Genomic DNA, 20,577 nt, shown 5'->3' with positions numbered 1-20,577 from the left:
GGTTGAACACCTCATGCGGTCGACGCGGACGAAGGCGTCCATGCTGGCGGGCGCTTCGTGTGCGGATGGGCGACCGATGGCCAGCGCTCCGGTCCGGAGGACTTTACTTCCGGCTCCTTCGACCTCGCACAGAAGACCGTCTACCTGTGCGGCGATGTATCCCGGATCAGCGACCGTCGACTGGATGCGGCGGCCCGGCTATTCGTTATCCGGAAGCTTTCACACGGGTATCGCGAGGATGCCGACTCCCCTTGGCCGGTGGTCGACCCCGGTCAGGTTCCCATCCGCGTCCACGGCGCCGGCGTGTACTATCGCCGTTTTTTCGACCTCGGCTCCGATCATTTCGAGCGGATCCGTGCGGAGCATGCATTCCAGTCCCTGACGGAGTCCACCAAGCCCGGGACAGCCCATCGCAGCGGGATATATCTGACGCCGGTCACGCGGAACGGCGACGAGCTGTATTTCCGCCTACTCCGGTGCTCGACGAATCTCTCGGGCCGACCGAGAGCCTTTCGGCCGACCGACACGCGCATCGTCGAGGCGCTGAACCGCGAGGCCGCCGCCATCTTCCGGAACCAGGCGCCGCTCAATCACGTCCCCGCTCACATCTACCACAACACCCCCGCCACGGACGAGCGCAAGCAGTCCAAGGCCAAGATCTCGGCCCATGCCGACAAGACCAAGGACATGCCCGCCAACGGCGTCATGGCCTTCTGTGCGCTGCTGCACCGGGGCCCGTTCGACCGATCGGCCGACGAAACCGGCTCGGCGTCCCGAATCGGTGGCGGGGCGGCATTCAGATCGCGGTTCGCTGCATCTTCGCCGCATTCACCACCATGTGCTGGAGCACCTCGACGGTGTCGGCGTACTGTTCTGCGGTCACCCTAGCCTGATCTGGCGCCTCGCCCAGTCGACCTTCTGTGCCAGGGCGGCGTGCGCGGCCTCGCCTGCGGAGGTGAGACTGTAGGACTTCCGCCTGGTGATCCAGCCACGCCGCCCCAGTTCCTCGATCGCCTCGTCCACGTCGACCGAATTCTCTGACCAGAAGGGCCTCAGCCTCTCCGCGATCGCCTCCTTCGTAGCCGGTCCGCGCCGGCCAGCACGGTCGAAGTCGGGCCCTGGCGCGAGGAGGTTCATCGTCTGCCAGTGGCGACGGTGGAGTCCCTCCGCCGCGAGCAGTTGAGGTTCTCCTCGATGAGCTGGTCGAGGAGCTTCAGCCAGTAGCCCAGCGGCCGACGCTGTTGCATGCTGGTCCTCTCTTCGGCGACCCAGAGTGTTCTGGGCCCGGCCGCAGCCGCGGGCCATTGCCGCAGCTGCGGCCTTTTGCGGTGCCGCCTGCCCCTATTCGGCGGATGCTCGGGCGGCGAGGACGCGCTTGGTCCAGGTGATGATGCTGCGGTAGGCCGTGGCGGCGTTGCGGTGCAGGTTGATCGCGTGTCCGGCGTGCGGGATGACGACGGCGTCCACGCGGGCATGCGGGTAGAAGGGCCGCTCGGCCGCGGCGAGGGACGCCGCCGAGGTGCAGTCGGTCGCGTCGGGGGCGCAGGCGAGCGCGTCGTTGGCTCCGTCCGCGATGAGGATGGGGACGGCGATCCGGTCGGTCAGGCCCGATGCGTTGGCGTCGCCGATGGTGAAGAGCTCTCCGAGGGTGTTGGTCTCCTTCGTGGCGATGTCCAGGGCGATGACGCGGGGGTCGGCGTCGGCCACGTTGTACATGCCCTTGGGACGGTGCGCGTCCTGCACGGTCACGTAGCCGTTGTCACCCTGCGGCACCTCCGCCGCGAGGCGCGGTACCTGGTCGACGGGCTGGCCGAGTTGCGCGAGGAGCTGCTGGGTGGTGGGTGAGATGGTGTGCGCGCTGCCGGTCAGGACCAGCGCGTCCAGGTCCCGGTCGACCGCGGCCTCCAGCTTGGCGATCTCCGAGCCGTACGAGTGGCCGACGAGCATCACGGTGCGGAAGGGGCGGCCGGAGACCGTGCCGCGGCGGAGCGCCGCCACCACCTGGTGGACGGTGTAGGCGTTGGATTCCAAGGTCACGTCGGCGCTTGCCGGGTGGGAGCTGCGTCCGATGCCGATGCGGTCGAGGTCGAACGTCGCGTAGCCCGCCCGGTTCGCGTGGCGAACGTAGGAGTAGTGGCCGGGCTGGAACGGGAAGTCCCAGTACACGCGGCCGTAGTTCAGTCCGGGGATCAGCACCTGGACGGTCGAGGCAGGCCGGTTCGCGGGTGTGCAGAGCCGACCCCAGATCGTGTGCTGGACCGGTTGGCCCGGAGCGAGCGAGACGGGGACGGTGACGTCCCGGCAGTGCGCGGAAGGCTCGGACGCGTTCGCCGTGACAGGGGCGGCGGCCAGCAGGCCGGTCATTAGCCCGGCCGCGATGGCGGCGCGCAGGATGCGGCGGAACACGGTGGTCCTTTTCGGTGAACGGTGGCGCGGGGTCATGGGTGCAGGACCACCTTTCCGGTAGTAGCGCGGGACTCCAGGGCGGTGTGGGCGGCGGCCGCGTCCGCGAGGGCGAACCGCTCGCCGATCACGGGGACGAGGCGCTTTGCGTGGAGGGCGTCCAGTGCGTGGCGTTCCAGCGTCCGGGTGCCGCCGGGGCGTTGCAGGATGCGTGCGCCCACGGCGGATGCGGCGCTGATGCCGCGGCCGAACAGGTCGCCGGCCGATAGTTCGGTCAGGGAGCCGGAGGACGATCCGAACATCACGAGCCGTCCGGCCACGCCGAGCAGTTCCAGCGCGTTCCGGCCGATGGGCCCGCCGACCCCGTCGAGGGCGAGCGTCACCGGCCGTCCCGCCAGCGCGTCGCGCACCTCGTCGGGCCAGTCGGGGCGGGTGTGGTCCACGGTGTGGTCGGCGCCGAGCCGACGGACCAGGGCCGTCTTGTCGGCACCGCCCGCCGTGCCCACGACCGTGGCGCCGGCCGCGCGGCACGCCTGGACCAGCAGGGTCCCGATCCCGCCGGCGGCGGCGGTGATGAGGACGACGTCGCCTGCGGTGGGCGTCGCGAGTTCGAGGATCGCCATGGTCGTCCGCCCGGTCCCGACCATGGCCACGGCGGAGTCGGCGTCGGCGCCGTCGGGGAGGGAGTGGACGGCCGCCGCGGGCGCCAGTGCCAGTTCGGCGTATCCGCCGCTGGCCAGGCCGAGGTCGGCGACGACGTGCCGGCCGATCAGGGCCGCGTCGGCGCCGGGCCCGGCCTCGTCCACGATCCCGGCGACCTCCCGGCCGGGTGTCATGGGCAGGCGGGTCGCCACGCGCGGCCCACCGCCTCCCTGGCGGATGACGGTGTCCAGCAGGTGGACGCCGGCCGACTCGACCCGGATCCGGACCTGGCCATCGGCCGGGTGCGGGTCGGGCACCTCCTCCAGCCGGAGTTCCCCCGGGCCGCCGAACGCGTGTTGCCGTATCGCCCGCATCGCGCTCAGCCCTCCCCACCGGAGAGCAGGTCGTGCCCGCCGAGCCAGGCGACCAGGGACGCGGCGATGGCCTCGGGCTGGTCCTCGGGGGTGTGATGGCCGGCCGGCCCGTGCTCGGCGATCTCGAGACCGGAGATGTTCTCGGCGCACCAGTCGACGAGTTCCGCGCTCAGCATCGCGCCCGGTCCGGGTTCGAAGGCGAGCAGGAGCTTGGGGACGTCCGGGCTGTCCGCCAGCCACTTGCCGTAGGCGTCGATCCTGGCGACGACGTCGGCGGGCTCCCCGTCCAGCGGCATCGCGCGCGGCCACTGCAGCAGCGGCAGCCGGCTCTCCCTGGTCGGGTAGGGCCGGCCGTAGACCGCGAGGTCCTCCTCGCTCAGGCCGCGGGCGACGGTCCGCGGCAGCGCCTGCTCGATGAACGCGTTCTGGTCCAGGATCATGGCTTCGCCCTCGCCGGGCGTCCGCATCCTCTCGAACATCGGGCGGGCTCCGGCCGGGAACTCGTCCCAGGACATCGGCTTGACGATCGTCTCGGTGAACGCGATGCCGCGCACCCGTCCGGGGTGGCGGGCGGCCCAGTCGAAGGCGAGCGCGCCGCCCCAGTCATGGCCGACCAGCACGACCCGGTCGAGTTCGAGGGCGTCGAACCAGGCGTCGAGGTACCGGGAGTGGTCGTCGAAGCCGTAGGCGATGTCGGGCTTGCCGGACTCGCCCATGCCGATCAGGTCGGGCGCCAGGCACCGGCCGGACGCCGCGGCGACGGGCAGGATGTGCCGCCACAGGTAGGACGACGTGGGGTTGCCGTGCAGGAAGACCGCCGGGATCGGCCCCCTGCCGGCCTCCCGATAGAAGATCGTCGAGTTCAGGACATGTGCGGTGGGCATGGCGGGCTCCGATGGTCGACGGCATACTAGACAGGAACCTGACCAATATGGAACTTAGACAGGAGCCTGTCAATATGGGCGGAGATCCCTCGGGGAAGCGGCTGCGGTTCTCGCTCCTGCTGCGCCTGCTGCACCGCGAGTACGCCGTCGGTGTCGAGGCGGCCCTTGCCGAGGCCGGCTTCGGTGACATCCGGTCCGGGGACGCCAAGGTGTTCCCGTTCGTCCCGCCGGAGGGAATCGCAGTGCGCGACCTGGCCGTCCGCGCCGGCGTGCGCAAGCAGACCATGGCTCAGTCGGTCGACCAACTCGAGCGGGCCGGCTATCTGGAACGCCGCCCCAATCCCCGCGACGGCAGGTCCCGGCTGATCGTGCTCACCGAACGGGGAAGAGCGGTACAGCCCCTGGCGGCCGGCGCGGGAGACCGGATCGAGCAGCGATGGGCCGAGCTGACCAGCCCCGAGGACTTCGAGACCATGCACACCCTCCTACACCGCCTGCTGCACCGCATCGGCGAAGCAGACCCCGATGCCGCCGAACGCCTGACCTCGATCGACGAGAGCCGACTCGACTGATGCGAGAAGGGGCAAACGACCGTCCTGCAGGGCTGCGCTTGCCGAAAACTCTATCCATGCCGGTCAGGCAGGGCCGCCGACGAGCCAGCCACAAGATCGCCGACGGTCCATGTCGGCTCGTTGTCTGCTCGGCGGTTCCGAACCGGATCGGCACGCGGCGACACAGTGCGGCATGAGAATCGGGCTAGATGCGGACGGATCGAAACAGGCCGACACCGAGCGGGCCGCTCTGATACGACGGTTTCGGACTTTTGAGCCGCAGGGTGTCGAGCCGCTGGGGGCCGCCCGCCGGCCTCCGTGTTCATCCAGGTGAGAGGCGGCCTTTTCCGGCAGTCCACTCCATCGACACGAACCAAGGACGTGGGAAGAAAGAGCTTCGATATGGGTACCTGGAGTGATCTCGTCCTTTCCTTTAGGACCGCAGCCCGTTCCGAGATACTGCAATCGGATGCCGTACAGCGATGGCTCTGGCCTGTTATCGCGAATCTCACAAGCAAGATGACGGATCCCGTCGCACGTGCGAGGTCTACGGGGAGCCGGACGGCGAGACCGGCCAGGAGTGGATCAGGACGCTCTGTCCCGACCGCGCCCAGCGGGACTGATCGAACGGGACGGGCCGATCCGGAGGGCCGGCAGAACTGTGTTCAGTGGTCCATGCGGTAGTGGACGACGGCGTCAGGGCGACCTCGATGACGAGGCCGCCCCCGGCTGCCGCGGGACGCCGTCGCACGGGCGAGGCGCGGCGGCAGGTCCTTGTGAGGACCTGATTCACAGACGCCGGCCTGTCGTGAGGTTCGGCGCGACCGGGATGAGGAGCCGGGTGCCGCCGTCGCCCACGAAGACGGTCTGTTCGGCGACCACGAAATCGTCGGGCGTGGCGTCCACGGGCTCCACCATCGTCTGCGGGTTCCGGTCGAACCGGGGATGGTTGGACGAGGCGATCTGCAAGCGGAGGCGGTGCCCGGCGGGGACGACGTGGGCGAGTGAGCCCAGCGGCAGCATGTACGACTCCCGGCGGCCCGGTTGGAGCGGGGCGGGGTCGCCGCCGTGCCGGTACCGTGCTCGGACGATGCCGTCGACGAGCCCGGTCGACCGGCCGTCCGCGTCGACCTCGGTGAGGCGCGCCGTCCAGTCGCAGTCCTCGGCGGACGACGCCGCCTCCAGGTGCAGGCGCACCTCGCCGGCGATGGTGAGATCGGACTCCAGCGGCGCAGAGGTGAGCACCAGCACGTCCTGGCGCGCTTCGATCTCGGACTGGTCCCTGGGCCCGGAGTTGCGGGCGACGAGCAGGCCCGGCAGGAACGTCGCCCCACCGGCGGTCGGGACCGGGTTCGCCGGATCGGACCGGTAGGTCAGCGTCGCCGGATCACCGGTGCCGTCTCGTGTCAGGCGGCCGCCGGCGTCCAGGGTCCAGGACGTCGGGGTGGTGGCGGGCGGTGGCCAGGACGGCAGATCATGCCAGGTGTCGGGGCCGGTGAAGAAGATGCGCGCCTTCGGCAGGTTCGGCTCCCGGCCCTCGGCGAGGGCCGAGAAGAACTCCAGGTGCATCGCGGTCAGGTCGGCCTCGGCGCCGTATCCGTGCCAGCCGTCGCCCTGCCAGGCGCTGACGTTGCCGTGTGACCACGGGCCGACGACCAGGTACTGCCGGCGCCGTGCGTCGTCGGTCGCGGCCTCCGCGCCGAGCCGCTCGAAGTTCCGCAGCGTCCCCTCGAGGAAGATGTCGTTCCAGCCGCCGATGTGGAGTGCGGCGACGTCCATTCGCCCGTAGGCGCGGGACGGATCGATGGCGTCCCAGAACTCGTCGCGGGCCGGGTGGTCGAGCCAGTCCCGCACGTAGGGGGCGAGCGCCTGGAGGTCGGGACGCCGCAGGGGAAGCCGGTCCATCATGCTCCAGGGGTCCTTGCCGAGTTCGGCCAGAAGCTCCCGGGACGCCTCGGCGGACCCGCGCCGGTCCAGGTCCGGCGGCGCGAGCGACTCGATGATCCACAGGAGTACGAACCCCAGTTGCAGCGCGCCCCCGCGATAGGTCCAGCTCTCGTAGTAGTCGGAGGCGGTCAGCTGGGGGGCGATGGCGCGCAGGCCCTTGGGCGCGACCGACGCGGCCAGCAACTGCGTGGCGCCGATGTAGGAGGCGCCGTACATGAACACGCCTCCGTCGCAGAAATCCTGCTCCAGGAGCCAGGCGATGGTGTCGCGGCCGTCATCCGCTTCGTATGCGAACGGGATGAAGACGCCCTCCGAGGCGTATCGGCCACGGGTGTCCTGTACGACGACCGCGAAACCGGCGTCGAGCGCGCGCACGATCTCCAGCCCGATGATGTGCTGAGCCATGAACGACGACGACTTGTCGTACGGCATCCGCTGCAGCAGCACCGGAAACGGGCCGTCGCCCTCGGGCAGCCAGATGTCGGTGCACAGGTTCACGCCGTCGCGCATCGGCACATCGACGTCGCGGCGCAGGGTGTAGGCACGCTCGTTCATCGGCGAGCGCTCAGCAGCTTGGCGCGGAACCGGTCGAACGCGACCGCCAGGATCAGCAACGAGCCCGTGGCGACCTGCTGCCAGGACGAGTCGACGTTCATCAGCGTGAGCCCGTTGCTGAGCACGCCCACGATGAGCAGGCCGACGATGGTGCCGAGCACGCCGCCGGTGCCGCCCTGGAGGCTGGTGCCGCCCAGGATCACCGCGGTGACCGCCGCGAGTTCCAGGCCTGTGCCGGTGGTGCCGGACGAGGAACCGATGAGGGAGGTGTTGAGCAGCCCGGCCAGGGCCATGCACAGCCCGGAGATGACGAACGCCAGGAACAGGTTGCGCTTGACCCGGATGCCGACCAGCCTCGCGGCGTTGGAGTTGGCGCCGATGGCGTACATCTCCCGCCCGTAGACGGTGAAGCCCATGAACAGCGCGAAGACGGCGGCCACGGCGAGGAAGACGAGCGCCGGCGCCGGGATGTCGAGGAAGGGCCGGGCCAGCGCCCAGCCGAAATCGCCGGCCGCGATGTTCTGGCCCTTGCCGATCGCCAGCGTCAGGCCACGGAAGATGGCGAGGCTTCCGAGCGTCGTGATCAGCGCGTTGATGCCGAGCACGTTGACCAGGAAGCCGTTGAGCAGCCCGATGGCGACGCCGCCGGCGACCGCCACCAGCACCGCCTGGGCCGTGCCGAGTTCGGGCTGGAGCTTGACCAGCAGGAGGCCGACGAAGCCCACGCCGCTGCCCACCGACAGGTCGAACTGCCCGGAGACCAGCAGCAGCGTGGCGCCGGCCGCGAGCACACCGGTGATGGAGATGGCGGTCAGGATGTTGGTCGCGTTGTCCCAGTTGAGAAAGTACGGGGAGTTCGCACTGAAGAATGCGATCTCCAGGATCAGGAAGACCACCAGCGCGGCGCTGTTGGGGATCCGGGCGAGCGCGGATCGGTCGGCCCTGCCCTCCGGCGCCGGGTTCCTGTCCGCGGCCACGGCCGCGGATCCCGGCTCGACGGTGCTATCGGACACGGAGAGCTCCTCCTGCGGATTCGGTGAGTCGGTCGGTGGTGATCTCGGTGCCGCCGAGAACGGCGACGATCCGCCCACGGACCATGACCGCCGCCTGATCGGCGACCGCGATGATGTCCTCGTAGTCGGAGGACGCGACGAGAACGGCGGTGCCGTCCGCGGCGAGGCGGCGGATCGCCTGATAGATCTCCTGCCGGGCGCCGACGTCGACGCCCCGTGTCGGCTCGGACAGCACCAGGACGCGGGAGCCGCACTCCAGCCAGCGGGCCAGCAGCACCTTCTGCTGGTTGCCGCCGGACAGGGTGCCGATGCTCTGGTCGGGGGTGTTGCGCGAGCGGATGGACAAGGCCTCGTGCCAGCGCCGGTAAGCCCGCGCCTCCCGCCCGCGGGTCATCAGGCCGCCGCGCCCGGCCAGGCGCCGCCAGCTCGGCGCGGCGAGGTTCTCCGCCACCGACCGGGACGGCAGCACCGCCTGGCCCTGCCGGTCCGAGGGAAGGAAGCCCACGCCGGCCCGGATCCCGTCCGCCGGGGTGCGCAGCCGGAGAGCCTCGCCGTCGAGGCGGAGTTCGCCCCGCGCCATCCGGCGCATCCCGAACAGCGTCTCGGCCACCTCGGACACGCCCGAGCCGACCTTGCCGTACAGTCCGATCACCTCGCCGGGGGCGATGGACAGCGACACGTCGGTGAAGTCGTCCCCGGACGCGTCACGCAGGGTCAGAACCGGGGACTCGCGCGTGGACGGCCCGTCCTGCGACCCGGCGAACCGGCGGGCGACGACCGTCCGGCCCACCATGGCCTGCACCAGGTCGGCGGTGGTCACCTCGGCCACCGGCCGGTCGAGCGAGATGCGGCCGTCGCGCAGCACGCAGGCGCGGTCGGCGATCCGGAAGACCTCGTCGAGCCGGTGCGTGATGTACACGATCGCCACGCCGGAGTCGCGCAGATCGGCGATCAGTTCGAACAGCCGTCCGGCCTCCACGTCCGACAGCGCCGCGGTGGGTTCGTCGAACAGCAGGCACCGGCTCTCCCCGGCCAGCGCCCGGGCGATCTCGACGATCTGCCGCTCGCCCAGCCGCAACTCGCTGACCGGCCGGTTCAGCGGGACGTCGGCGCGCAGCCGGTCCAGCAGCCCGGCCGCGCGCCGGCGCGTCTCCCTCCGGCTCACCACGCCCATTCGCCGCGGCCACGCGCCCAGCACCACGTTCTCGGCCACGGTGAGCGTCCCCGCGTCGGCGATCTCCTGCGAGATCAGGCGGATGCCGGCGGACCGGGCCTCGGCCACCGATCCGAAGCGGCGGTGCTCGCCGTCGATGAGGACCTCGCCGCCGTCCGCGCCGTGGTCACCGGCGAGGATCTTGACGAACGTGCTCTTGCCGGCACCGTTCTCGCCCAGCAGCGCCACCACCGAGCCGGCCTCCGCGGTGAAGTCGATGCCGTGCAGGACCTCGACCGGGCCGAAGGACTTGGTGATGCCGTGGGTGCTCAGGAAGGACATCGAGGGACCCCTAGCAGGCGTACGACGGGTAGTACCGCTTGACGGTGTCCTTGGTGACGAACTCGTGCGGCACCAGAAGCTCGGCCGGCAGCTTCTCCCCCTTCATCGCCTTGATCAGGTTCGGCACGAGGATCTGGCCGTACTTCTCCGGGAAGTAGGCGACGCTGCCCAGCCAGTGCGGGGCGGTGTAGATGACGCAGTTCTTGGGGTTGAGGTTCTGCACGCCCAGGTAGAGATCGTCAAGCCGGTTCTGGGCGCGGGCCGCCGCCAGGGCGCCGATGACGACGTCCTCGTTGATGCCCACGACGATCACGTGCTTCGCGCCGGGCAGCGCGGTCAGCGTGTCGGTCATCTGCCGCTGCGCCGGCTCGCTGAGGCCACCGGGCCCGGTGTCGAGCGTCCGCAGGTTGTGGATCTTGCCGCAGACGCTCTCGAACCCCTTGCGGATGCCGCCCATCCGCAGCTCGTTCACCTGGCCCACGGCCTTGGACTCCAGCGAGACGAAGGCGTCGTACTTGCACTGGTTCTGCTTGGCGAAGTACAGGCCGACGTTGTAGCCGACGAGCTGGCCGGCGTACTCGTTCGCGGCGCCCACGAAGGTCGTCTGGCACGGCTTCTGCTCGATGTCCACGGCCATCACCGGCACGGACGGGCCCGCGGCGCAGATCCGCGGCGCGGCACCGGCGTCGGCCTGGAAGGTGATCAGGCCCTGGGCCTTCTGGGTCTTGAACTGCTTGGCGCAGTCCAGCGCGACGGCCGCGTCGGCCTTGGAATCGCAGGTGATCAGCTTGGCGCCGGCCTTCTTCGCCTGCTCCTCCACGCCGCGCTGCACGTCCTGCGGGAAGCCGACGGAGAGGTTCAGCTGGGTGAAGCCGATGGTCAGCCCCGCACCGCTGCCGGGCTTGGCGTCCTCGAACTTCGCCACCCCGGCCGGCGGGGTCGGCGGCGGCGCGTTCACGCCCGCGCCCCCTCCGCCGCCGGCACCGGCCGCTCCCGCGTCGTTGCCGTTGCACGCGGCCAGGGAGGCCAGCAGCGCGAGCGATGCGCCCGCGACGGCGATCGCACGCGATCGACTCAGAACGAACATGGGCCCTCCAGATGTAACGTTCCACGGGTGAGTGGAACGCCTCATGGACTGAAAGCGGGTCCCCGTCACAGCGGAAGCGGAGCCGGGTACCGTGATCAACCTGAGGGTTGATTGCTGCCGGGTGACGCCCGACACGTTTTGGAAACCATCACGCAGGCGACGTTTCCGGTACCACCCGCCATCCGTCGGCGGTTCCCCGCCAGCTGTCGGGTGGCCGCGCGGCGGGAGCGGTCGCGACGATGGGGAGTCATGACGGAGATGGGCAGCAGCCGGGCGCGCGTGATCGGTCCGCCCCCGCCGTTCGACGCCGAACTGGCCGCCGGCCTGGCCGTCGTGCAGGGCGGCGCACCCGTGTCGTTGACCCCGGACCTGATCGGTGCCCTGCGTACCGGTCACGTCGCCGCCCACGCGGTCGATGACGAGGGGCTGCGCCGGGGCGGCGCCTATACCTTCGCCGATCACCGCGTGCCCGGCCCTGCCGGCGCTCCGGACGTCACGCTCCTGGTGTGCACTCCGACGGCGCTGGACGCGCCCGGCCCGGTGATCTACCACGTGCACGACGGCGGCATGGTCGCGGGCACGCGCCGGTCCGGCATGACACCGATGCTGGATCTGGCCGAGCCGCACGGCATGGTGGTGGTGTCGGTGGAGTACCGGCTGGCGCCCGAGCATCCCTTCCCCGCCCCGGTGGAGGACTGCTATGCCGGGCTGAGCTGGATCGCCGAGCACGCCGACGAGTTCGGCATCGACGCGGACCGCATCGTGATCGTGGGGGTCAGCGCCGGCGGCGGCCTGGCGGCGGCCGCCACTCTGCTGTCCCGTGACCGCGGGGGGCCCGCGCTGTTCGGCCAGATGCTCGGCTACCCCATGCTGGACGACCGCAACGACAGCTGCTCCACGCTGCAGATGCGGGGACTGGGCGTCTGGGACCAGGTCTCGAACGAGACCGGCTGGAGGGCCTTGCTGGGTCCGGCGTACGGCGAGCCCGACGTGTCCCCCTACGCCGCGCCGGCGAGGGCCGCCGACCTGTCCAGGCTGCCGCCCACGTTCATCGACGTGGGTTCGGCGGAAACGTTCAGGGACGAGGCCATCGCGTACGCGGATCGGATATGGCAGGCTGGCGGCGACGCCGAACTGCATGTATGGCCCGGAGGATTCCATGCCTTCGACGCCTGGATGCCGCAGGCGGCGCTGTCGCAGGCCATGACCCGGGCCCGGCACGATTGGCTGCGCCGGCTGCTCGCGACCTGAGTCGGCCCTGAGCACGATGAACAGATGAGAGAGCTGGTCGGCCGCCTGGAAGCGCTGGACCCGGACGCCGGGGCCGCGCTGCGGGTCATCACGTTCTTCGACCAGTTGATCGAGCGTCGCGCCGGACTGGAGAACGTGGTCCGCGGCGCCGCCGTCCTCTCCGGTCATCCGGCCGTGCTCGTCGACACCGACCGCGGCATCCGGATACGTGTGACGCCCGACGGGACCCGCACCGAGCTCACGCCGTCCGCGCCCCAGGCCGAATGGTGCCAACTGACCGTCGACTCCCACATCACCGTGTGGCTGGAACATCCGGGACCACCCGGGCCCGTCGAAGCGATGGTGATGGAGCGGGCCACGATGTCAGTGCGCACGATCCTCGACCGCACTCGCGGCCGGGCCCGCCCGCACCCGCGACGCGACGCCGAACTCGTGGAGGTGCTCCTGGACGCCACCGCGTCGGTGGAGGACCGGTCCCATGCCGCCAAGCTGCTGCGGCTGGAGCCGTCGGCACTCGCCCGCGTCGTCGCCGAGACCGACGGCTCGCTCCACGTCAGCACCGCGGCCCCGGAAACCCTGCTCACCGAGTCACGGGGCGGCGTCGGTCCCGCGGTGCCGCTGCTGGAACTGCCTCGGACGGTGGCCGCGGCACGGGCGGCCGCGCACTTCACCGCGGACGGCACGCCGGCCGATCCCGGTCCGAGGATCGTCTACGCCGAGGAACTGGGCGGCCTCATCTTGCTGGCGGCCGTGGCGGACGCACCACCCACCGACGCCGTGCCCGACGTCGCCGCCGTGGAGCGAGCGGCGGCCACCGCCGCCTGGATGCTGCAGACCCTGGACACGCTGGCCTCCGGCGGGAGCCTGCGCACGGCGGCCGCGGCCCTGAAGGTGCACCACTCCACTCTGCAGGAGCGGCTCACCCACGCCGAACGTCTCCTCGGCTGGTCGCTGCGCGACCAGACCGGACGAGTCAGGCTCACTGTCGCTCTCTTGCTGCGCAGGCTCTACCGCAACAAGGCGCAGAACTCCTGAACCGGAGCTGATTCCTTGAGGTGATGCCCGATTTGGCGAAGACCGCGAAGGCTCCGCGCTTGTCCCCAGGACCAGCGCCGTGTCCTCTCGCACGTCAACACCCGTTCGAGGACATCCAGCACCGCTGATAGCACCGCCTTCGGCACGCTCAATCGCCCGGGAGCTCAGAGCCTGGCGTGGGCCTCGTCGCGAACGCGCGTGAGGCGGTCGTAGTCGTGGCCGATCCTGTCCAGTTGCTGGCAGGCCCCCTCCAGTTGCCTTGATGAGGCCACCTTCCACAGGTACTCGAGCTGTGCGACTGCTCGTCGGCGCCGTTCGCTGGTCGCCGAGTTCGACGTGCGTGACACTGGGCGCGCCGGGGACGTCGTACGGTCGGCGGTCGACCGGTTCGGTAGGCGCGGCGCGAAGCCGTCGAGGCCGTCGAGCACGGTGAGGGTGCGGGCCTCGTTGACGGCTGCGTCGTCCCCTACGGGAAACCGGCGCAGCACCGCCCGGCCCGCGCCGGTCTCCAGCAAGTACGTTTCGGCGTGCGAGCCCCCGGCCAGGCGCCGAACGACCTGGACAGGAGAATGGTGGGCCGCAGTGCGGTCCCGCTTTTCGGGTGAGCCGTGGTGTGCGTCAGCCGACAGCGTGCTCTCGGGCCGAGTCAGGAGAGAGCGTTACTCCCACCGCAAGCCCTGAGGGTGTTGCTGAAACTCATCAACACAGCAACCGGACGATCAAGGGGTTCATCAACCCCACCGACGAACGTTGCCGCTAGACGCGGACGAAACCAGCCAGTGCTCGGCGTCTTCGATGGCGCCCCAGATGCTGGTCGGCACATTCGCCGCCCGAGTTTCGAACGGGGTCGTGAGGCGATGGCGGTGAACCATGCTTGAGCGACATCTCGCTTGGGCTGGTGGCCCAGCCACGGAGCCGACGAGCGTGGGCGGTCTGTCCTGCGGTGCCGTCGTGGCGAACCGCTCGGGGAGCTCGCGGCAGCCGCCGAGGCCATCCAGGCTCCACCCGTCTGGGGGCGGCCCGGTTATCTGCGGTAGCGCGCTAAGCGCACCTCGTGCCCCTGTGCCTCGCACTCCGATGCCGCAAAAGAGAACGCCCCCGTCGTCTGACGGGGGCGTTGGCGGGTGAGAGCGCTGCGCAGGGGTCACCGCTTGAGCGCCTTGACGAGCCGGGCGCGGCGGGCGTTGCGCGCCTCGGCCTGCCGCTCGCGCACGCGGTCGGCGATGATGACCCGACTGATGTCCATGCTGTACATGTCCTGCTCCTTGTCTCCGCCGGGCCCTCTCGGCCCGACATGTACAAGGTTCGCCCTAAGGCCCCTGGCCCCACATCAGGACGACGCCCTATTCACGCGCCTTAGGACGCCTTAGTTCCTGGCGGCTGCTGCTGTGCTTCGCCTTAGCGAAGACGCGAGCGCCGCCCGACCCGCCGTACACCGGGCGTCCCACCGCCTCGGCAGGCTCCGAAGACCTAACGCCCATCCCCCACCGGGACCCGTGGCCCGGCTCCGTAGAAACGAACTTGGGACGGCAGCGTCGCCGACGGCCCAGCGCACTGACAACTACTCCGCGTTCCCTCTCACATTTGCTCCGCGCTCAACATCGGTTATCCACAGACGCCGAAACAGCGGGCTTCGCGTCGCCGGCGGCGGCACCGCCCACGGCATGACGAGCGCGAAGACGGGAACCGTCGCGTCGGCAACGAGCACCAGGCCGTGGACGGCGCGCGAGCTGGACGCCGCCGACCTCCCGCGCCTGGCCGCCGCGCTCACCGCCTTGTCAGGCCCGGCACCGTCCTGGCGGCCGGCCCTGCGCTTGCCGAAAACACCATTCATGCTGGTCAGGCGAGGCCACCGACGGACAAGCCACAAGATCACCAATGTCCCTGCGGGCTCATTGTCGGCTCGGCGGTTCCGAACCAGATCGGCACGCGGCGGTGCCGTGCGGCACGAATATCGGGCTCGATAAGGACGGATCCACACAGGCCGACACTGAGCAGGCCGCTCCGACTTTTAATCCGTAGGTTGTGGGTTCGAGTCCCACGGACCCGCCACCCTGACCAGGGCGAACAGCTGCCCTCATGCACGCCGGGGATCATGCCTTAGGCCCGACTGGGGCCGGCATGAGGCGGTCGATGCTGGGCGGCTATGACGCCCCCGATGCACGTCAGCGAGCAGGTCGAGCACTCGGCCGCTGCGGCGGTTCGGTTACAGATAGCCGGACCAGGCAGGTTCCCCGTCCGACGACGCGGCATTGGGCAGGCCCTGACCGCCGCAATCTCGCGGTGGTGGCGGTCAGTGTCCCGCTGTGGCGCGCAGGGCGGAGGTGAAGGTGCGCAGCGCCCTGCGAGCGGCTGGCTCGGACGGGCGTGAGTGCAGGACGACGCTGCGGGTGGGCAGCGGGGGGAGGCCGAGTGATTCGCCCATGTCCATGGTGCCGGGTGGGGCCACGCGCGGGCTGAGCGCCGCCACGGCCAAGCCTGCTGCCGCGGCCGCACCGATGGTCGCGAGGCCGCCGCCCACGAATACCTCTTGCCAGGCGATGCCCGCTTCGTTCAGCGCGGTCACCGCCATCTGGTGCACATGGCATGACTCGGCCTGCAGGGCGAGGCGCAGAGGCTCGCCGGAGCGGTGTTCGAAGTCGGATGAGGCCATCCAGCCGAAGGACTCCTCCGCCAGGACCTCACCGTCGGTGCGGCGGCCCTCGTGGCGCAGCACGATGACCGCGTCCAGCGCACCGCTGTCGAACAGGTCAAGGAGCTCCCATGAGCTGGCGATGCTCACCTCCAGCGTCAGGTCCGGCTCTGCTCGCCCTATCTGGCGCAGGAGGTGGGGCAGTTCGGCGCCGACGACGTGGTGGCTCATGCCGATCGAGAGGCGTTGCCGCTGGACGCCGAACGAGCCCAGCGCGCCCGCGTGGGCGGCCAGCAGTTCACGTGCGGGCCCGAGGAAGGCGGCGCCGTCCTGCGACAGGCGGACCAGGCGGGGCGTACGGTCCAGCAAGCGGCGGCCCAAAGTGTCCTCCAGCCGCTTGATCTTCAGGCTCACGGCGGACTGCGTGGAGTCCATCGCCTCCGCCGCGCGCGTGAAGCTCTTCATCTCGGCGGTCAGCACGAAGGCCTGCACAGCGTCCAGGGCGAGCATCTTCATCGTCACACCGATCATTGAAATATTTAATGGCTGAAATATCCTAAGATGACTTTTTTGAATGATCAAGTGATGGCTACGCTGCGAACCGTCCCGAGGAACGGAGTCAGACCATGCCCTTGGTCCAAGTGTCGTTGCGGCGAGGCAAGTCCGCCGAGTACCACCAGGCCCTCTTCGAGGGCGTCTACCGCGCCATGCGTGAGACCTTCGACGTGCCGGAAGACGACCGCTTCATGACGATCACCGAGCACGACGGCAGCACCTTCAGCGTCAGTTCCACCTACTACGGCGTCGAACGGAGCAACGAGGTGGTCATCATCCGGATCACCGCCAACAACACGCGCGGCCTCACCCAGAAGCAGGCGCTCTACCTGCGCATCGTCGAACTCTTGCAGGCGAACCCCGGCGTCCGCCCCGAAGATGTGTTCATCAATCTTGTGGAAGTACTGCCGGAGAACTGGTCGTTCGGCCATGGCATCGCGCAGTACGCGGTGCAGCAGGGCTGAGAGTAACGGTTCGCTCCGCGCCTTCTGTGTTCCGGCGACATGTGACGGCGCTTGGTCAGAGTGAGCCCGCCACCGTGCAGCGCAATGCCAGGCTTCGCGCCGCAGATCGGGGGTCCGCGGAACGGGGGAAGCTCAACGCGGCGCTGCTGCGGGCGTCGATGGCGGCCGTCACCGTTCGGATATTGGAAGCCGCCGGTCACACCCGACGTGATCTACCCGCGGTACGAGATGCGGCCGCGAGTCGGCTCTGCAGGAGATTCCTGGTCGAGGCCGCCTCGGACCGCTTCCACCTCGGCCGGCCGCCGCTTCTCGCCGTGGTTAGGGGTGCACAAGACAGAGCGCAATAAGGCGTTCTTCGACAGCGTCCCCGGACAAGCACGCCTCGTTCGCCGCGGGAGCCGGCTCGCCGGGGCTCAGCATCCGGTCGTCGACGCGCTCGCCTGCGGAATTCTCGGCGCCCTGGCGACCTACAACTCGGCCTTCAACCAGTGGCCATTGCAGGGGGTTGCTGCACTCTGGAAGCGGCACCCGCACAGGCGCATTCTCTCTCGGAAGGTGAAGGTGAGGGTGTGAAGGCGAATCAGCGGCTCTCGCTGCACCACGGCGAGCTGACCGCCGGGCCGTTCGGGCCCGCCGGTGACGCGCCCATCGTCGTCCAGCGGCTGCTGGACGCGGGGCCGCCGCGCCGCCTGCTGTCCGCCGACCCGGAGCGCGACCTGGCCTACGTGGTCTCGGACTCGCTCTTCGACGACGTCGTGCGCACGGGGTTCTGCGCGCTGCGCCCGGACGCGTTCCAGGCCGTCAAGGTCACCGCCAAGGGCGCGGTTTTCCGCGGCCACATCCCGGCTCGGACATCGCTTCGGCTCTGGCCGGAGATGGCCGACCGGGCGGTCCGCTCGCTCACTGGCCTGCGGAGCTTCTTCTACGGCACCGGCTCTCCCGATCCCCACCGCGAGGACGAGAACCGCGTCGGCACCCTTGCGGCCACAGCCGGATCATGAGGCGACTCGGAGGTCACAGCTGATCGCCGTCCGGATACCCACCGAGGGCCGCGTTCTGCCGGGCCAGAGGGGCCCGGCAGAACGCGCACGGCGTTGTCGGTCCTTGCGGTGCTGTCGCGTGCGCGAAGGGTCTACTTCGACTCGACACGTCCGACGGGTGCTGTGCCGCCGGTGAGCGCTGCAGTGGCCCGCGCCCAGGCCGGATCTTCGGGGTAGAGCTCGCTACGCAGATAAGCCCAGATGAGCGCTCGTACGGCAGCGACACGGTCGGGGTTCTCGTCGGTGGTCTCGGCTGCGTCGAAGGTCGAGATACCGCCCAGCCCATGCTCCGCGTCGAAGATCTCCAGCAGAGTCTTCGGCGCGGGGGCCGCGGTGTAGGCGTCCCTTCGCCAGTCCTGCCGGTCGGAGAAGAAGGCGAGCCAGTCCTTCTCTCCGGTGACGATGAGGACCTTCGGCGTCATGCCGTCGAAATCGGTGCTGGTGAGCGCCGCGTAGGGCTCCGCCGCCGGGCCGTTCATATCCTCGCCGCGACCGGGAGCGGCAATCATGACACGGGCGCCGAAGCGTCCGTCGACGGCTCCCACCGTCGACCCGTCGCTGGGGTCGGTGATGGTCTGGCCCGAGATCTGGCCGACCGTGTGACCGCCGGCCGAGTGACCGACAGCGGCGATCCGGCCGGCGTCCACACGTCCCGCCAGGCCTGGAACGGTGCGCTCGATATCGCCGAGGTGGTCCACGATCTGGCGAAGATCTTCGGCCCGTGACTTCAGGTACAACGGTGCATCCGGGTCATCGGCCTCTCGTAGGCCGAGGAACGTGGCGTCGAGGTGCGTGGGCTGTATCACGACGAACCCGTGTGCGGCCCAGAAGTTCACCATCGGACCGTAACCGTAGAACGAGGGAACGAAGTTCGATGGGCCGTGCCCGTGTGAGAGAACGATCACCGGCAGATCACTGCCGACGGCCGGAGCCGACACGCGGACCGCCAGCGGAATCGGGCGCCCCGGAACGTCGATCAGGACGGGATGGTAGGAGGAGACGGGCGTAGGGCTCGTCACCGGAAACCCGGCAGCATACGTCGACGGGTCTTTCGCGGAATCGTTGCGTTCCACGGAGTGCTCCTTTTCTCGTTGTTCGTAATGTCCAGGCGGACGGCGCGTTCAAAGGCGGCGCGGCACGGGAGCGGTCCCGCGTTCGAGACGACTTCGAGCCGCGTGATCGCGAAGATCGGCGGCCGCGCGGCGGCCGGCTCGGTGGACCGCGCATCCGCCCGCACCGTGATCGCTGACAGGGGTCCGAGCGGCTCCCACGGTGCTGGCCATGGCTCCAGTCTGCGCTCGCCCGGTTGAACTGAGAATGCTTGACAGGACGCATTTTCTTCGCGAGAGTTCAACCATGGCCATCGATCATCTATCCGAGGTGTTCGACCTCGTCGAGGTTCGCGGCCAGATCTCCGGCGCGTTCGCCGCCCGCGGACGCTGGGTCACGCAGTCCGTCATCGCGACCCCGCTGAAGCTGTCGGTGATGGTTCGCGGCCGGTGCCGGCTGTCGACCGACGGGCTCGATGCCCCGATCGAGATGGAGGCCGGCGACGTCGCGGTCCTGACCGGACGCTCGTGGCTGCGCGCCGAGGGCGGCGCCGGTGACGGTCCGCCCGTGGAGTTCGAGCCCGAGGCGGGAGAGTTCGCCCTGCGCGTCGGCGGCGCGGACTTCGCCGTCGACGACGTCGTCCTCGGCGGCCACGTCGAGCTCGCCCCAGCCGGTGCGGCGCTGTTGACGCAGGCGCTGCCGCCCGTGGCGCTCATCCGGGCATCCGACTCCGCCGCGGCCGCCCTGCGCGCGTGCGTCGATCGGCTGGTCGAGGAGGTGACGGGCGAGCGGATGGGTGCTGCCTTCGCGGTGCGCCAGCACGCCCAACTGTTCCTCCTGGAGCTGTTCCGGACCTGCGTCGACCAGGCCGAGCTGCCGCCGGGATGGCTGCGGGCACTGACCGACGACCGGCTGCGTCCCGCGCTTGACCTCATGCACGGCGACCCCGGGCGGCCTTGGGGACTGGAGGAGCTGGCTCGTGCGGCGGCGATGTCGCGGACGTCGTTCGCCGTGCGCTTCCGCTCCGTGGCGGGTGTCCCGCCGCTGACCTATCTCAACTCCTGGAGGATGCTGCTGGCCCAGCGGGCGCTGCGCGACGGCGACGTCCGGATCGGGGCCCTCGCCGCGCAGCTGGGCTACACCTCGGAAAGCGCCTTCAGCACCGCCTTCAAACGCGAGGTGGGTGAGGCGCCCCTGCGCTACAGGCATCGGCTCCGGCAAGCGTCGTGACCATCGGCGCCAACGGCGGAACCCGTACTGCTCGGAGCATCCGTTGGCGGTGTGAACTGGGATTCTGTGGTTGGGGCGCGGCGGTCACTGCGTCCATCGCCCTGCGGCTGAACGCTCCACCAACTCCGCCACTCCGCACTGCAACATCTGGCGGCCGCCGGACGCACCACAGCCGATCTACAGGCCAAATCCCGCCACGCCCACCTGGCCGGCCTCGGCGCCTACGTCCCCCTCGGCGAACAGACCTCCACCCGCGTCATCACCGACGCCGATCCCGCTGGTGACCGGCGGCTGCGTCCGGCAGAACCCGGTGGTTGGAGGTCGGCCGTGCCGCGTCTGTCAGGGCCTCACCCTGGGAGGGCCTGCGCG

Annotated in this window: 17 protein-coding genes; 7 read left to right on the top strand and 10 right to left on the bottom strand. The window is 70.0% G+C overall.

Annotation, left to right across the window (positions count from 1 at the left end):
• The first annotated feature begins 57 nt into the window (after positions 1 to 57).
• Positions 58 to 888, top strand: coding sequence for a hypothetical protein (locus J4557_RS38910; protein WP_208271826.1), 831 nt, complete (start codon positions 58 to 60; stop codon positions 886 to 888).
• Between the two features lie 453 nt (positions 889 to 1,341).
• Here J4557_RS38910 and J4557_RS38905 read toward each other — a convergent pair whose 3' ends face one another.
• Genes J4557_RS38905 through J4557_RS38895 form a run of 3 tightly spaced genes read right to left on the bottom strand, consistent with a single transcriptional unit; the run spans position 1,342 to position 4,303 of the window.
• Positions 1,342 to 2,406, bottom strand: a complete 1,065-nt coding sequence (locus J4557_RS38905) for an alpha/beta hydrolase (protein WP_208271825.1) — start codon at positions 2,404 to 2,406, stop codon at positions 1,342 to 1,344.
• Between the two features lie 32 nt (positions 2,407 to 2,438).
• The gene (locus J4557_RS38900; RefSeq protein ID WP_208271824.1) at positions 2,439 to 3,419 is read right to left on the bottom strand and encodes a zinc-binding dehydrogenase; all 981 of its coding nucleotides are present in this window, start codon (positions 3,417 to 3,419) and stop codon (positions 2,439 to 2,441) included.
• A gap of 5 nt (positions 3,420 to 3,424) precedes the next feature.
• Complete coding sequence (locus J4557_RS38895) at positions 3,425 to 4,303, bottom strand: haloalkane dehalogenase (RefSeq protein ID WP_208271823.1); 879 nt, start codon at positions 4,301 to 4,303, stop codon at positions 3,425 to 3,427.
• 11 nt (positions 4,304 to 4,314) lie between these two features.
• Between J4557_RS38895 and J4557_RS38890 the strand changes: the two genes are divergently transcribed.
• Entirely contained in the window at positions 4,315 to 4,875 is a 561-nt protein-coding gene (locus tag J4557_RS38890; protein WP_208271822.1) for a MarR family winged helix-turn-helix transcriptional regulator, read from the top strand.
• Between the two features lie 768 nt (positions 4,876 to 5,643).
• Here the strand turns inward: J4557_RS38890 and J4557_RS38885 are convergent.
• Genes J4557_RS38885 through J4557_RS38870 form a run of 4 tightly spaced genes read right to left on the bottom strand, consistent with a single transcriptional unit; the run spans position 5,644 to position 10,951 of the window.
• Complete coding sequence (locus J4557_RS38885; protein WP_208271821.1) at positions 5,644 to 7,356, bottom strand: CocE/NonD family hydrolase; 1,713 nt, start codon at positions 7,354 to 7,356, stop codon at positions 5,644 to 5,646.
• Positions 7,353 to 8,369, bottom strand: coding sequence for an ABC transporter permease (locus tag J4557_RS38880; RefSeq protein ID WP_208271820.1), 1,017 nt, complete (start codon positions 8,367 to 8,369; stop codon positions 7,353 to 7,355). Before J4557_RS38880 ends, J4557_RS38885 begins: the two co-directional genes overlap by 4 nt.
• Complete coding sequence (locus J4557_RS38875) at positions 8,359 to 9,864, bottom strand: sugar ABC transporter ATP-binding protein (protein WP_208271819.1); 1,506 nt, start codon at positions 9,862 to 9,864, stop codon at positions 8,359 to 8,361. The genes J4557_RS38880 and J4557_RS38875 overlap by 11 nt, the downstream gene beginning before the upstream one ends.
• A gap of 10 nt (positions 9,865 to 9,874) precedes the next feature.
• Positions 9,875 to 10,951: a sugar ABC transporter substrate-binding protein gene (locus J4557_RS38870; RefSeq protein ID WP_208271818.1), complete on the bottom strand. Its 1,077-nt coding sequence runs from the start codon at positions 10,949 to 10,951 to the stop codon at positions 9,875 to 9,877.
• A gap of 249 nt (positions 10,952 to 11,200) precedes the next feature.
• Between J4557_RS38870 and J4557_RS38865 the strand changes: the two genes are divergently transcribed.
• Together J4557_RS38865 and J4557_RS38860 are read left to right on the top strand one after the other, a co-directional pair.
• Positions 11,201 to 12,202 carry an alpha/beta hydrolase gene (locus J4557_RS38865; RefSeq protein ID WP_307800459.1) on the top strand — a complete coding sequence of 334 codons (1,002 nt, stop codon included), beginning with the start codon at positions 11,201 to 11,203 and terminating at the stop codon, positions 12,200 to 12,202.
• Between the two features lie 24 nt (positions 12,203 to 12,226).
• On the top strand, positions 12,227 to 13,237 hold the full coding sequence (locus tag J4557_RS38860; protein ID WP_208271817.1) for a helix-turn-helix domain-containing protein: 1,011 nt from the start codon (positions 12,227 to 12,229) through the stop codon (positions 13,235 to 13,237).
• 164 nt (positions 13,238 to 13,401) lie between these two features.
• Here the strand turns inward: J4557_RS38860 and J4557_RS38855 are convergent, their stop codons facing one another.
• Positions 13,402 to 13,752: a hypothetical protein gene (locus J4557_RS38855; protein ID WP_208271816.1), complete on the bottom strand. Its 351-nt coding sequence runs from the start codon at positions 13,750 to 13,752 to the stop codon at positions 13,402 to 13,404.
• Positions 13,753 to 15,530: 1,778 nt separating this feature from the next.
• The gene (locus tag J4557_RS38850; RefSeq protein WP_208271815.1) at positions 15,531 to 16,400 is read right to left on the bottom strand and encodes a LysR family transcriptional regulator; all 870 of its coding nucleotides are present in this window, start codon (positions 16,398 to 16,400) and stop codon (positions 15,531 to 15,533) included.
• A 95-nt stretch (positions 16,401 to 16,495) separates the two neighbouring features.
• On the opposite strand from J4557_RS38850, the gene J4557_RS38845 reads away from it, so the two are divergent.
• Both J4557_RS38845 and J4557_RS38840 read left to right on the top strand, forming a co-directional pair.
• The gene (locus J4557_RS38845) at positions 16,496 to 16,888 is read left to right on the top strand and encodes a tautomerase family protein (RefSeq protein ID WP_208271814.1); all 393 of its coding nucleotides are present in this window, start codon (positions 16,496 to 16,498) and stop codon (positions 16,886 to 16,888) included.
• Positions 16,889 to 17,457: 569 nt separating this feature from the next.
• Positions 17,458 to 17,889, top strand: a complete 432-nt coding sequence (locus J4557_RS38840) for a hypothetical protein (RefSeq protein WP_208271813.1) — start codon at positions 17,458 to 17,460, stop codon at positions 17,887 to 17,889.
• A 131-nt stretch (positions 17,890 to 18,020) separates the two neighbouring features.
• Here the strand turns inward: J4557_RS38840 and J4557_RS38835 are convergent, their stop codons facing one another.
• Positions 18,021 to 19,001: an alpha/beta hydrolase family protein gene (locus J4557_RS38835; RefSeq protein WP_208271812.1), complete on the bottom strand. Its 981-nt coding sequence runs from the start codon at positions 18,999 to 19,001 to the stop codon at positions 18,021 to 18,023.
• A gap of 283 nt (positions 19,002 to 19,284) precedes the next feature.
• Between J4557_RS38835 and J4557_RS38830 the strand changes: the two genes are divergently transcribed.
• Positions 19,285 to 20,208, top strand: coding sequence for an AraC family transcriptional regulator (locus J4557_RS38830; RefSeq protein WP_243777042.1), 924 nt, complete (start codon positions 19,285 to 19,287; stop codon positions 20,206 to 20,208).
• Positions 20,209 to 20,577 lie beyond the last annotated feature (369 nt).

Source organism: Actinomadura nitritigenes (assembly GCF_017573545.1).
Classification (GTDB): domain Bacteria; phylum Actinomycetota; class Actinomycetes; order Streptosporangiales; family Streptosporangiaceae; genus Spirillospora; species Spirillospora nitritigenes.
This window is presented reverse-complemented; position numbering and strand designations above follow the sequence as displayed.

Bases quoted from the DNA above. Each gene is read 5' to 3' on its own strand.
- J4557_RS38900 (WP_208271824.1), bottom strand. From the start codon at position 3,419: ATGCGGGCGATACGGCAACACGCGTTCGGCGGCCCGGGGGAACTCCGG.
- J4557_RS38895 (WP_208271823.1), bottom strand. From the start codon at position 4,303: ATGCCCACCGCACATGTCCTGAACTCGACGATCTTCTATCGGGAGGCC.
- J4557_RS38890 (WP_208271822.1), top strand. From the start codon at position 4,315: ATGGTCGACGGCATACTAGACAGGAACCTGACCAATATGGAACTTAGA.
- J4557_RS38885 (WP_208271821.1), bottom strand. From the start codon at position 7,356: ATGAACGAGCGTGCCTACACCCTGCGCCGCGACGTCGATGTGCCGATG.
- J4557_RS38875 (WP_208271819.1), bottom strand. From the start codon at position 9,864: ATGTCCTTCCTGAGCACCCACGGCATCACCAAGTCCTTCGGCCCGGTC.
- J4557_RS38870 (WP_208271818.1), bottom strand. From the start codon at position 10,951: ATGTTCGTTCTGAGTCGATCGCGTGCGATCGCCGTCGCGGGCGCATCG.
- J4557_RS38865 (WP_307800459.1), top strand. From the start codon at position 11,201: ATGACGGAGATGGGCAGCAGCCGGGCGCGCGTGATCGGTCCGCCCCCG.
- J4557_RS38860 (WP_208271817.1), top strand. From the start codon at position 12,227: ATGAGAGAGCTGGTCGGCCGCCTGGAAGCGCTGGACCCGGACGCCGGG.
- J4557_RS38850 (WP_208271815.1), bottom strand. From the start codon at position 16,400: ATGATCGGTGTGACGATGAAGATGCTCGCCCTGGACGCTGTGCAGGCC.
- J4557_RS38845 (WP_208271814.1), top strand. From the start codon at position 16,496: ATGCCCTTGGTCCAAGTGTCGTTGCGGCGAGGCAAGTCCGCCGAGTAC.
- J4557_RS38830 (WP_243777042.1), top strand. From the start codon at position 19,285: ATGGCCATCGATCATCTATCCGAGGTGTTCGACCTCGTCGAGGTTCGC.